At 65.4% G+C, this 12,614-nt stretch carries 10 protein-coding genes; 3 read left to right on the top strand and 7 right to left on the bottom strand.

Annotated elements, in window-relative coordinates:
• Positions 1 to 9: 9 nt before the first annotated feature.
• Positions 10 to 1,476: a cytochrome-c oxidase, cbb3-type subunit I gene (ccoN, locus tag CA260_RS11580; protein WP_111983253.1), complete on the bottom strand. Its 1,467-nt coding sequence runs from the start codon at positions 1,474 to 1,476 to the stop codon at positions 10 to 12.
• A gap of 234 nt (positions 1,477 to 1,710) precedes the next feature.
• On the opposite strand from ccoN, the gene fdxA reads away from it, so the two are divergent.
• Positions 1,711 to 2,034 carry a ferredoxin FdxA gene (gene fdxA, locus CA260_RS11575; protein ID WP_111983252.1) on the top strand — a complete coding sequence of 108 codons (324 nt, stop codon included), beginning with the start codon at positions 1,711 to 1,713 and terminating at the stop codon, positions 2,032 to 2,034.
• Between the two features lie 7 nt (positions 2,035 to 2,041).
• On the opposite strand, the gene CA260_RS11570 is transcribed toward fdxA, so the two are convergent.
• The 3 genes from CA260_RS11570 to CA260_RS11560 form a co-directional block, all read right to left on the bottom strand.
• Positions 2,042 to 2,479: a group III truncated hemoglobin gene (locus CA260_RS11570; protein ID WP_111983251.1), complete on the bottom strand. Its 438-nt coding sequence runs from the start codon at positions 2,477 to 2,479 to the stop codon at positions 2,042 to 2,044.
• Positions 2,480 to 2,510: 31 nt separating this feature from the next.
• Entirely contained in the window at positions 2,511 to 3,746 is a 1,236-nt protein-coding gene (locus CA260_RS11565) for an NnrS family protein (RefSeq protein WP_111983250.1), read from the bottom strand.
• Between the two features lie 133 nt (positions 3,747 to 3,879).
• Positions 3,880 to 4,629 carry an SDR family oxidoreductase gene (locus CA260_RS11560; RefSeq protein ID WP_111983249.1) on the bottom strand — a complete coding sequence of 250 codons (750 nt, stop codon included), beginning with the start codon at positions 4,627 to 4,629 and terminating at the stop codon, positions 3,880 to 3,882.
• 330 nt (positions 4,630 to 4,959) lie between these two features.
• Between CA260_RS11560 and CA260_RS11555 the strand changes: the two genes are divergently transcribed.
• Entirely contained in the window at positions 4,960 to 5,799 is an 840-nt protein-coding gene (locus CA260_RS11555) for a hypothetical protein (RefSeq protein ID WP_238149731.1), read from the top strand.
• Between the two features lie 9 nt (positions 5,800 to 5,808).
• Here CA260_RS11555 and CA260_RS11550 read toward each other — a convergent pair whose 3' ends face one another.
• Complete coding sequence (locus CA260_RS11550; protein ID WP_111983248.1) at positions 5,809 to 7,623, bottom strand: amidohydrolase; 1,815 nt, start codon at positions 7,621 to 7,623, stop codon at positions 5,809 to 5,811.
• Between the two features lie 252 nt (positions 7,624 to 7,875).
• Between CA260_RS11550 and CA260_RS11545 the strand changes: the two genes are divergently transcribed.
• Entirely contained in the window at positions 7,876 to 9,117 is a 1,242-nt protein-coding gene (locus CA260_RS11545) for an OprO/OprP family phosphate-selective porin (protein ID WP_111983247.1), read from the top strand.
• Here the strand turns inward: CA260_RS11545 and CA260_RS11540 are convergent.
• Positions 9,108 to 10,211: an acetate/propionate family kinase gene (locus tag CA260_RS11540; protein ID WP_111983246.1), complete on the bottom strand. Its 1,104-nt coding sequence runs from the start codon at positions 10,209 to 10,211 to the stop codon at positions 9,108 to 9,110. The two genes, CA260_RS11545 and CA260_RS11540, sit on opposite strands and share 10 nt — an antisense overlap.
• The gene (locus CA260_RS11535) at positions 10,208 to 12,565 is read right to left on the bottom strand and encodes a phosphoketolase family protein (protein WP_111983245.1); all 2,358 of its coding nucleotides are present in this window, start codon (positions 12,563 to 12,565) and stop codon (positions 10,208 to 10,210) included. The genes CA260_RS11540 and CA260_RS11535 overlap by 4 nt, the downstream gene beginning before the upstream one ends.
• Between the last annotated feature and the right edge of the window lie 49 nt (positions 12,566 to 12,614).

The following is a 12,614-nucleotide window of genomic DNA, read 5'->3' as shown; positions in this document are numbered from 1 at the left end:
GTGTATGCCTTAACCTACCGCCGGGAGCGGGGCGGGAACCTGGTGCGGTTCCGGTTCGGGGATGGGAACGGGGATCGGCTTGATGATCCGCGCGCGGGCGTCGGCGGCCGTGTACCAGAGGTTCCACGCCATCACCACCATGCCGCTCAGCACGAACACGCCACCCAGCCAGCGGATCAGGTACATCGGCTTGACCGCGATGAGGCTGTCCAGGAAGGAATAGGTGAGCGAACCGTCCGCGTTGGTGGCACGCCACATCAGGCCTTCGGTCACGCCCGCCGTCCACATCGAACCCACGTACAACAGCAGGCCCATGATGTGCAGCCAGAAGTGCAGTTCCATCGCCTTGCGCGAATACATGGCGGGCTGGCCCAGCGCACGCGGCGCCATGGCGTAGAGCGAGCCGATGGTGATCATCGCCACCCAGCCGATCGAACCGGAATGCACGTGGGCGATGGTCCAGTCGGTGTAGTGCGACAGCGAGTTCACCGTCTTGATCGCCATCATCGAGCCTTCGAAGGTGGACGCGGCGTAGAACACCAGCGAGAGCACCATGAACTTGGCGGCCGGGTCGGTCTTGAGCTTGTGCCATGAACCGTTGAAGGTGAGCAGTCCGTTGGCGGCCGAGCCCCAGCTCGGCATCAGCAGGATCAGCGAGAACGCCATGCCCACCGACTGCACCCAGTCAGGCAGGGCGGTGTACATCAGGTGGTGCGAGCCCGCCCACATGTACACCGAGATCAGCGCCCAGAAATTGACGATGGAGAAACGGTAGCTCCACAGCGGCTGCTGCGCCTGGCGCGGCACGAAGTAGTACATCATGCCGAGGAAGCCTGCGGTGAGGAAAAACGCCACCGCATTGTGGCCGTACCACCACTGCACCATCGCATCGACCACGCCCGAATAGACCGGGTAGGACTTGGTCAGGCTGATCGGCAGCGCGACGTTGTTGACGATGTGCAGCAGGCCGACCGCGATGATGAACGCGCCGTAGTACCAGTTGGCCACGTAGATGTGGCGGATGCGCCGGCGGGCGAGGGTGGCGAAGAACACCACGCCGAAGGACACCCACACCACCGCGATCAGGATGTCGACGAACCATTCCGGCTCGGCGTATTCCTTGCTCTGCGTGATGCCGAGCGGCATGGTCACCATGGCGAGCACGCAGATCAGCTGCCAGCCCCAGAAGGTGGACTCGGCCAGTTTCGGCAACGCCAGGCGCGTGTGTCCCGTGCGCTGCACGACGTAGTAGCAGGTGCCCATCAGGGCCGAGCCGCCGAAGGCGAAGATGACGCCGAACGTGTGGTCGGGGCGGATGCGGCTGAAGGTCAGCCAGGGGATATCGAAGTTGAAGGCCGGCCACATCAGTTCGGCCGCGGCGTAGACGCCGACCGACATGCCGATGATGCCCCAGACGGCCGCTCCCAATAGGAAAAGGCGGACGACCTTGTCGTCGTAGTACTCGGTATTCGGCATGGGAACCACCCTGTGAATTGGACGATGTTGCCTCGTCTAAACGACGCACTTCGATGACGCACGTCAATTTTCCACGGCAGCCACCTTACGGGTGACGTGGTGCATTGACGCAGATCATTTGCCCCCCTCGATGATGCGACGTTCCGGTGTCAGTCGCCACCGAGTTTTTACTGATCTGAATCAGGGGATTGCCGTGGGCCAAGGGCGACACTTGGCGGTCGCATGAGGTACCGCATGACCCACGTCGTCACCGAAAACTGCATCAACTGCAAGCACACCGATTGCGTCGAGGTCTGCCCGGTCGATTGTTTCCACGAGGGGCCGAACTTCCTGGTGATCGATCCGGACGAGTGCATCGATTGCACCTTGTGCGTCGACGAATGCCCGGTGGACGCCATCTATGCAGAAGGCGACGTTCCGGCGGAGCAATCGGTGTTCGTCACCATCAATGCCGAACTGGCCCGACAGTGGCCGGTGATCACCACGAAAGTGGCCGCGCTCGATGACGCGGCGGCATGGGACGGCAAGCCGGGCAAGCGCGGGTTGCTCATCCGCTGAGCCGTCTTTATGCGGTCCGTGGCGGCTCGGACACGATGTGCAGCGGGCCGACGATCCGCGAGGGATGCTCCAGCGAGAGGCGGCCGAGTTCAAGGCCCATGCTGAGGCCCTGCGCCACGCGCTCGGCGGTGCCGATGAACAGCTCGGCCGCCGCCGGTGAGAAGACTTCGCGCGCCGTTTCACGCCACAGTTCCAGCCAGCGATAGAACAGCGCCTGCGGAAAACGCGGCAGGGCGCGGTGCACGCTCATCGGGTTGCCGCGGTAGCGGCCCGAGCGAAGGATCAGCGAGGACCAGAAGTCGCGCAGCGTGACCTTGTGCGCCGGCCAGTCATGGACGGCCTGGTTGAACACCGGGCCGAGTTGGGCGTCGGCCTGCACCTTGTCGTAGAAACGATCCACCAGCGTGGCAATGCCTATCTCGTTGGCCTGGTCGAAGAGCGCCATCGGTATGTCTTCCGTTCGTGAAGCGGTCGAGTCAGCCCGGCTTGCCGTCCCGACGAGGTGTCAGATAAATCCATGCCGATCGCACGACCCACGGGGCCAGCGCGAGCAGCCAGAGCAGCGCCGCCGCCGTGTAGATCGGCCACGGTTGTTTGGCGCTGTCGGCCAGTATCCGCACGACGGCCGTCAGCTGCATGCCAAGGAAGGCGATCCAGGGGACCACTCCCATGGCCAGCGGTCGACCCGAATGGCCGTGCGTCACGCGCGTGACCATGGCGACCAGCATCGAGGCGAAGAAGCCGATGGTGAGCGCGTGCAAGGGTGCGCGCGCCCAGCCGCTGCTGCCATGCCAGGCCAGCGAGAGGCTGTCGGCGGAGAACAGCGCAAAGGATACAGGCAGCCACGCCAATGCCACGTAAAGCACGGTCAGCAGCCCTGGCCCGCGCGCTTTCCACGGCTGCCAGGCGAGCCATTGCCAGAGCAGCAACCCGGTCAGCGGGAGGTCGGTCAGCCAACGCCGGCTGGGAAGGCCGGCGAGGTCGAGTACCAGATGGCCCAGCAGCAGAGCCCACACGGCAGCCAGCGACCAGGCGGGGCGAACGACGCGGTAGCCGGGGATCACGTTGTTGGAGAAGAACGGCACCATGCGGTGCGCGACCGTGAAATAGACCGGCAGCAGCAGGCCAAACGTGCCCAGGGCATTGGCCGCCTGCATGAGACGCGGCGATGCGCCGCAGGCGAAGGCCAGGGCGAGTGCGATGCCGATGGCGCCCAGCAGCAGGGCGGCAAAACACGATACCGCCCATACGTCGCGTCCGCGGTACTGCGCGAGGCGACGACCGAGGGCCAGCAGCGCCACCGTCCAGCCGGTCAGCATCGCCGCCAGCCCGACCGGAAGCACGGCTGGTGCGCCGCTCTGCGCGGCCAGAACGAGCAGGCCGCCGCCCAGGATCGATCCGAACACCGTGGCATACGTACGCTTAGGCACCTCCGCGAGGTTCATCCAGCGCGGAAACACGGTCAGCAGGAAGCCGAATACGAAAGGCGACAGCGTCGCGTACTGCATCAGGAAACCGTGGGCCCAGGCCGCAGGCATGGCCTGCGCCGCGAACGGCCAGCCGTGCCAGGAGGCCAGCAACGCCCACGTCCACCAGCCCATGTTGGCGAGCAGGGCCAGTGCGCCGATGAGGAACATCGCTCGATGCGGCGCAGCCAGCATCATGGCCAGCGGGTCGAAGGAGCGGGGGGCGGCGGGGGAGGAGGTCGTCATGGACGGCTTGCGTGGGATGAGGCTGCCGGAGGCGGGCGGCAGTCTGGCAATGTCGCTCCTCGGCTGGCTCTGATCTGGGTCAGAATCGCCGGCGGGTTTGCGGGACCCATCCTCCCGCAAACCCGGGTCGTGGCTACAGCTGGCTCATGCCACCATCGACGATGATTTCGGTGCCCACGATGAAGGCGGACTCCGGCGAGGACAGGTGCAGCACGGTGGAGGCGATTTCCGCGGGCTTGCCGAACCGGCCCAGCGGCACCTGCGACTGGATCTGCGCCGCCGTGGCCTCGAGCGCGGCCTGGTCCAGGCCGAGCTTGCCGTAGAGCGGGGTTTCCACCGGCCCCGGGCTGACCACGTTGACGCGTACGCCGGCAGGCAGCAGCTCGGCGGAAAGCGTCCTGGCGAGCGAGATCACCGCGGCCTTGCTGGCCGCGTAAACCGACGATGACGGCATGCCGAGATGCGCGTTGATCGAGCCGTTGATCACGATGGACGCGCCGCGGTTGAGCAGTGGCGCCAGCGCCTGGATCTGGAAGTAGGGTCCCTTCACGTTGGTGTCGAAGGTCAGGTCCCACAGCGCCTCGTCGACGGCATCGAGAGGGGCGAACTTCGCCACGCCGGCGTTGAGGAATACGGCGTCGAGCTTGATGCCTTGCTCGGCGAGTGCCTGAGCCAGCGCTTTCGCGGACGCTGCCGAGCCGGCATCGTTGCGGATGGCGATGGCTCGATCGCCCAGCGACGGCCTGACCTGGTCCAGTGCAGCCTGGTCGCGGGCGGTGATCACCACGCGTGCGCCTTCGGCCGCGTATGCCTGGGCGGCGGCGAGGCCGATGCCACTGCTGCCGCCGGTGACGAGGATGGTCTTGTTCGCGAAACGGTTCATGACGTTGCTCCTTGGTGGAAGTGGGTCGATGGCGTCATGTTGCTATTCGCCCCAGCGGTTGCCGTACCGTGCTTTCGACGAACATGTTCGATGCGATCGAACGAGCTGCACTGCGGTCATGCCCCGCACCTGGGGCCGACATGTGCACGCGGCATGTGCGTAGCGTGGCCGGCGCGTCCAGGGAACGTGCGCGGGTCGTGGAAGGGATGTCGGCATCGCCGTGACATCGATGACCGAGGACAACGCCTGCGCGCGACAGTCACGCGACAGGTACCTCGTATCGACATTCCGATCTCCAAGGTGACCCGCATTGCCCAAGGAGATGACCCCATGACGAAAACGGAAAACACCGCGCGATGCCACGGTGTGTGCGGCGCGCTGTTTGCGCTGGGCGCGGCCTGCAGCGCGCCTGCCTTTGCCGATACCTCGCCGGCGCTGGACCGGGCCAGCCTGTGGATCGGCGGTTTCTATTCCGACACCGACACGCGCATCGGCGCGAGCGATCGCAGTGGCCAGTACAGCGGCAGCGTCGGCCTCGAGGACGATCTTGGGTTCCAGCACCACAAGGCCGTGCCGCGCGCACGCCTCGATTTCCTGATCGGCGACCACCAGGGATTTTCTTTCGACTTTTTCGGGATCGACCGCACGCATAGCCGGTCCATCAGCCGCGCGATCGACTATGACGGCAACCATTTCGACGCCTCGGCGCGCGTCGACGGCAAGCTCAACTTCAATTTCGGCAGCGCCTCGTATCGCTGGTGGTTCGGTAGCGGCAGCGATGTCTTCGGCTTCGGCGTCGGCGCCGCATACTACGGCGTGCGCGCGCGCATTGCCGGCGAGGCCTCGTTGAACGGAGAGACCGCGCAGGCGGAGGCTTCGACGCACGAAACGGCCTGGGCGCCGGTACTCCAGCTCGGCTGGCGCCACGCCTTCACGCACGACCTGCGCATGTATGCCGATGTCTACGGCGTGAAGAAGAATGGCGGCAATCTCGCCGGACACATCTACAACGCGGCGCTCGGCCTGGAATGGTTTCCCATCGAGAATCTGGGCATCGGCGGCGAATACGGCTACACGCGGATCAAGCTGGAACAGAATCGCACCAACTATCGCGCCAACCTCGACATGAAGTTGAGGGGGCCGTCGTTGTTCGTGCGGCTGCGCTTCTGATCGTCGCGTTCAGAACGCCCAGCAGGAACAGCCGGGCATGCCCCACAGGGCGTGCCCGGCTCGCTCGTGCGTGGCGCAACCCTGGGGAGGCGCCAATACCTGCAGGGCTTCGTGCGCGGACGGCGATTTCCGGTAACGGCTGCCGGTATGCACGGGTGACCAGTCGGGCATCGGGCGCGGCGGCGCAAGGTCGTGGTGCTCGAAGTCGCCGGCGGCGTACACGATGCGTCCATCCACCACGGTCAGTTCGGACACGATCTGGCGGATCGCTTCGTCGGGCACCTGGAAGTAGTCGTGTGACAGCACCGCGAAATCGGCGAGCAGCCCAACGTCCAGTTGTCCCTTGAGTTCGTCCTCGCCGGAGAACCAGGTGTTGTTCCGCGTGCACAGCGCCAATGCCGTCGCGCGGTCCAGCCGGTTGCGGTCCGGGTAGAGCTGCAGTCCGCCCAGCGTGCGCCCGGTGGTGAGCCAATGCAGCGTGGTCCATGGATCGTAGCTGGCGACGCGGGTGGCATCGCTGCCGGCACCGACATGAAGCCCCATCTCCAGCATGCGGCGCACCGGCGGCGTGCGCTCGGCGACGGCGCCGCCATATCGCTCGACGAAGTACTCGCCCTGGTACGCCATGCGGTGTTGTATCGCGATGCCTCCGCCCAGTCGCGCGATGCGCTCCAGGTTGCGATCGGAGACGGTCTCCGCATGATCGAAGAACCAGCGAAGGCCTTGCAGCGGGACATCGCGGTCGATGCGCTCGAACACATCCAGCGCGCGACCGATCGTTTCGTCATAGGTCGCATGCATGCGCCACGGCCACCGTCGCGTGGCGAGCAGGCGCGCGACCTGCTCCAGGTCGTTCTCCATGTGGCCTGGAAGATCCGGCCGGGGCTGGCGGAAGTTCTCGAAATCCGCTGCGGAGAACACCAGCATTTCGCCGGCGCCGTTGACCCGATAGAACTCGTCGCCATCGCCAGGGCGCAGGATGGAGGACCAGTGCCTGAAATCCTCCAGTTCTTCGCCGGGCCGCTGGGTGAAAAGGTTATAGGCCACGCGCACGGTGAGCAGGCGATGCTGCTGCAGCTCCTCGATGGCGCGGTAGTCATCGGGATAATGCTGCAGGCCGCCCCCTGCATCGATCACGCTGGTGATACCGAGCCGATTCAACTCGCGCATGAAATGCCGGGTCGAGTTGATCTGGTATTCGTAGGGCAGGGTGGGTCCCTGGGCCAGCGCCGAGTACAGCAGCATCGCGCTCGGCGTCGCCAGCAGCAGGCCGGTGGGCTCGCCGTTGCCATTGCGTTCGATGCGTCCGCCTGGCGGGTCGGGCGTATCGCGCGTGTAGCCGCAGGCGCGCAGGGTGGCGGCGTTCAGCAGGGCGCGGTCATACAGGTGCAGCACGAACACCGGCGTGTCCGGCGCCGCCGTGTTGAGTTCCTCCAGCGTCGGCAGGCGTTTTTCCGCGAACTGGTGTTCGGTGAAGCCGCCGACCACGCGCACCCATTGCGGAGGCGGCGTATGCGCCACCTGGTCGACCAGCATGCGCATCGCATCGGCCAGTGACGGGACGCCATCCCAGCGCAGTTCGAGGTTGTAGCTGAGCCCGCCGCGGATCATGTGGATATGCGAGTCGATCAGGCCCGGAATGATCCGCCGCCGGCCGGCATCGATGATCTGCGTGGCAGGGCCGGCCAGCGAGCGGATCTGCCCGTCGGTGCCGACGGCGGCGATGCGGTTGCCGGTCACCGCGATGGCCTGCACCTCGGGACGCCTCGCTACACCCGTATGGATCTTCGCGTTGTGCACGATGAGCGTGGGATGCGTGGTCATGGCTGCCTCGCGCGCCGAACGGGCCGGTGCGCACAGGTGTACGGTCAGGCACGTCGAGCTTTCGTGACCGCGGGAGAGGCAGGGCCGTCAAGCAGATGGCGCAGGTCGCCGGGCAAGGGTGAAGCGCTAAGGTCGGTGCGCGAACGCGCAGCCAAGCCACGGGCGTTCCAGCGACATGTGCATATGCACAAAAGTCATTTCCCGACGCTGTCGCGTATGGCCAGCATGAAACCCTCGTTGGGAGGCGAGTGAATGACTTTGTTGCCTGGACGTTTCAAGAAACGCATCACCCTGGCGAGCCGATACCTCGCCGTGGCCTTGTTGCTCGGCATGCCCATGGCCTGCTTGGGTGCCGACTACGACTTCTACGGCAACTGGCCCACCCATGTGACGGCCTCGGACGGGACGGACTTCGGCCTCGCGGTGCTGTACCAGTACGACCTCAACGAGTTTTCCCAGGACGACGGACGCTTCGAGGACGCGCATACGAACCGGCGGCGCTACCTCGGCGTGTACCTGCGCAAGCCCGGTGTCTACGACGCCATCGCGCAATACGACTACCAGGCACGGCAATGGGCCGATGCCTTCGTGCGTCTGCGCAGCAGCGGCGTCGTGGGTGAGGACCTGGGCAATTTCCGCTTCGGCTATTCGAAGACGCCGGTCGGTTTCGAAGGCGTGACGAGCACCTCGGCCACCACCTTCATCGAGTCGGCGCTGCCGACCCAGGCCGTATGGGAAGGGCGCCGTGCCGGCATCGACTGGGCCTGGATACGTCCGCACTTCGTGTTGAACGTGGGCGATTATTTCTGGCGCAAGGATCTGGACGGCAACAACCCGGGCAGCACCTGGGCGGCCAGGGCCGCGTGGATTCCGATCAATCAACCAGGCCACGTGCTGCACCTGGGGCTGTCGGCATCCCGCGAAAAACTCGACTGGGCCGACCAGGGCAGCGTGCCGCCGGCGGCGCGGTTGCGCGCGCGTCCCGAAGCCGGCCTCACGCCGGTGCGGCTGGTGGATTCGGGCAACCTGAAGTACAGCAAGAGTGTGCAACGACAAGGCTTCGAAGCACTGTGGATCGACGGGCCATGGTCGGTGCAAGGCGAATACCTGCAGGCCAAGGTGCAGCGTTACAACGGCAAGCCCGATTACGACGCCAGCGGCTTCTACGTGTTCACCACCTGGACGCTCACCGGCGAGGCGCGCTACTACAGCGACGGCAACGTCGGCGATCGTCGCTACACCGGTCGCGACCAGCAGGTGATTCGCCCCGCCCATGCCTGGGGCGCCGTCGAAGTGGCGGTGCGTTACAGCGAGCTGGATCTCAACGACGGCGCCATCACCGGCGGCAGGGAACACGACTGGACGGTGGGCGCGAACTGGTATCTCGGCGAGCACCTCAAGTTGCAGGCCAACTACGTCTGGGCCTTCAGCGATCGCGGCAACCTCGAGGTGAATCCGCACATCTTCGAGATGCGGGCGCAGATCTACTTCTGAGCGGTTGGCGGGGCGACGAGGCGCGCAGCATGGCGCGCCATCACCAGGTTTTCCCGTGAGGGCAGCACGCGCGTTTGCAGCGACGGCAGCAGCGGCCGCAGCATCGCGATGACACGCTCCCGCGTCGGCGCATGGTGCTCGCCGATGCCGCCGGTGAACACCAGCAGGTCCAGGCCGCCGAGCACGACGGCCATGCCCGCGGCCTGCCTGGCCACCGACATGGCGAACTGCTCGAGCGCCAGCTGGGCGAGCGGCTGCCCGGTGGCTTCGGCGAGCTTGCGCACGTCGGCGCTGAGATCGGAAATGCCGTGCAAACCGGAGCGATGCTCCAGCAGATCCTGCAGCTGTTCGGGGTTGCAGTGCTTTTCGCGCAGCAGGAACAGCAGGACGCCCGGATCGATGTCGCCCGGACGCGTTCCCATGATGATGCCGCCGGTGGGCGTCATGCCCATGCTGGTGTCGACCGAGCGCCCATGGCGCACGGCGGTCAGGCTGGCGCCGCTGCCCAGGTGCGCGATGACCACGTGAGGCGGGATCACGTGCAGCTGCGCGAGAATCGATTCGCACGACAATCCGTGGAACCCGTAGCGCTCCACGCCTTCGCGTTGCAGCGCATGCGGCAGGGGCAATACACGCGACAGGTCGGGGAGGGGGTAGTGAAACGCCGTGTCGAGGCAGGCGACCTGCTGCGCTTCGGGCAACAGTTCGCGGCTGTGGCGTACCCACGCCAGCGCCGGCGGCACGTGCAGCGGTGCGAAGCTAGCCGCCGCCTCGATGGCGGCGAGCACTTCGTCATCGATGAGGCAATGCCGGCGCACCGAAGGGCCGCCATGCACGATGCGATGCGCCACGGCCACAGGCGCACCCAGCACGACGATCGGCGGCAGGGCGAGCAGGCGCTGCAACGCCTGCGCGTCGGCATCGCCTTCGAACGCGAGTTCCTGCCATTCGCCGCACTCCCGGAAGCGCAATGCATGGCGCGTGCCGCCGGTATCGACGTTGCCTTCCGCCACCAGGATCGGCCCGTTGGTCGTTACCTGGTAAAAGCCGAACTTCAGCGATGACGAACCGACATTCAGCGTGAGGATGTTCATGCCGGTTGCCAGCGCCAGTTCCTGATTTCCGGCAGATCCTCGCCGTGCTCGCTCACGTAGAGACGATGACGTTCGATCGCGCTGGTGTAGCGTTCGTGTGCCTGCCTGCGCAGGTGCTCAAGCTTCGGCACGCGGTTGATGACATCCAGACACAGCTGGTACCGATCGAGATGATTGAGCACCATCATGTCGAACGGCGTGGTAGTGGTGCCTTCCTCCATGTAGCCGCGCACGTGGATGTTGTCGTGGTTGTGCCGGCGATAGGTGAGGTGGTGGATGATGCCGGGGTAGCCGTGGAAGGCGAAGATCACCGGTCGATCCCACGTGAACAGCCGGTCGAAGGTTTCGTGATCCATGCCGTGCGGATGCTCGTCCATCGTCTGCAGCGTCAGCAGGTCGACCACGTTGACCACGCGCACCCGCAGTTCCGGCACGACTTCGCGCAGCAGCATCACCGCGGCCAGCGCCTCTATGGTTGGCGCATCGCCGGCGCAGGCCAGCACCACGTCGGGGTCGCCGTCTTCGTTGCCGGCCCACGACCAGATGCTGGCACCGGCCGCGCAATGCGCCACGGCGGCGTCGATGTCCAGCCACTGCCATTCCGGCTGCTTGCCGGCAATGATCAGGTTGACGTACTGGCGGCTGCGCAGGCAGTGGTCGGTGACCGACAACAGACAGTTGGCGTCGGGTGGCAGGTAGATGCGCACGATTTCCGACTTCTTGTTAGCCACGTGGTCGATGAAGCCGGGATCCTGGTGCGAGAAGCCGTTGTGGTCCTGGTGCCACACCAGCGAACTCAGCAGATAGTTGAGCGAGGCGATCGGCGCGCGCCAGGGAATGTCGCGCGTCACCTTCAGCCATTTCGCATGCTGGTTGAACATCGAGTCGACGATGTGGATGAAGGCCTCGTAGCAGTTGAACAAGCCATGGCGGCCGGTCAGCAGGTAGCCTTCCAGCCAACCCTGGCACTGGTGCTCGCTGAGCATTTCCATCACGCGTCCGGTGGGCGCGAGGTTGATGTCGGTATCCAGGGTTTCGCTGAGCCAGGTCTTGGAGCTGGCCTCGTATACGGCGTCAAGGCGATTGGAGGCGGTTTCATCAGGGCCGAACAGCCTGAAGTTCGATGATTCCAGGTTGAGTTTCATCACGTCGCGCAACCATGCGCCCAGGTGCCGCGTGGTTTCGGCGCGCACGGAACCGGGTTGTTCGATCGCAAGCGCGTACTCGCGAAAATCCGGCAGGTGCAGTGGTTTCAACAGCAGGCCGCCGTTGGCGTGCGGATTGGCGCTCATGCGGCGCTCGCCGGTGGGCGCGAGTGCGGCCAGCTCGTCGACCAGGGTGCCGCGCTCGTCGAACAGTTCGTGCGGCCTGTAGCTCTTCATCCACTGCTCGAGGATGGCGACGTGACCTGGCTTGGACATGTCCGACAACGGCACCTGGTGCGAACGCCAGGTGTTCTCGACGGGCAGGCCGTCGACGAAAGCCGGACCGGTCCAACCCTTGGGCGAGCGCAGGACGATCATCGGCCAGCGGGCGCGTTTGGCCGGTGCATCGCTGCGACGCGACTCGCCTTGGATGCGACGGATGCGGCGTATGCAACTGTCCAGCGCGGCGGCGAAGGCGGCGTGCATCGGCATGGGCTCGTCGCCTTCCACGAAGATGGGATCGTGGCCGTAACCCTGCAGCAGCTGCTTGAGTTCGCGATCGCCGATGCGTGCGAGCACCGTGGGGTTGGCGATCTTGTAGCCGTTCAGATGAAGGATCGGCAGCACCGCGCCATCGCGCTTCGGGTTGATGAATTTGTTGGAATGCCAGCTGGTCGCCAGCGGACCTGTCTCCGCTTCGCCATCGCCGACGACGCAGGCGACGATCAGCTCCGAACTGTCGAAGGCGGCGCCGTAGGCGTGCGACAGCGAATAGCCGAGTTCGCCACCTTCATGGATGGAGCCCGGCGTTTCGGGCGCCACGTGACTGGGAATGCCGTAAGGCCAGGAGAACTGGCGAAACAGCAGGCGCATGCCTTCGCGCGTGCGTTCCACGCGCGGATAGGTTTCCGTGTAGGACCCTTCCAGATACGCGTGCGCGACCAGTCCCGGGCCGCCGTGGCCGGGACCGATCACGTAGATCATGTCCAGGTCGTATTGCTTGATCGCGCGGTTGAGGTGCGTGTAGATGAAGTTGAGGCCTGCCGTGGTGCCCCAGTGGCCGAGCAGGCGTTTCTTGATGTGGTCCAGCGTCAGTGGCTGTTCCAGCAGCGGGTTTTCGCGCAGGTAGATCTGGCCCACGGTGAGATAGTTGGCCGCGCACCAGTAGCGGTGCATCGCGTCCAGCAGTGCAGGATCGAGCTTCGGCATCACGCCACCTTCGCCGCACGGAAAGAGGCATCGTGCATGCGCAGGTGTG

The organism is Dyella jiangningensis, from assembly GCF_003264855.1.
In the GTDB taxonomy this organism is placed as follows: Bacteria; Pseudomonadota; Gammaproteobacteria; order Xanthomonadales; family Rhodanobacteraceae; genus Dyella; species Dyella jiangningensis_C.
This window is presented reverse-complemented; position numbering and strand designations above follow the sequence as displayed.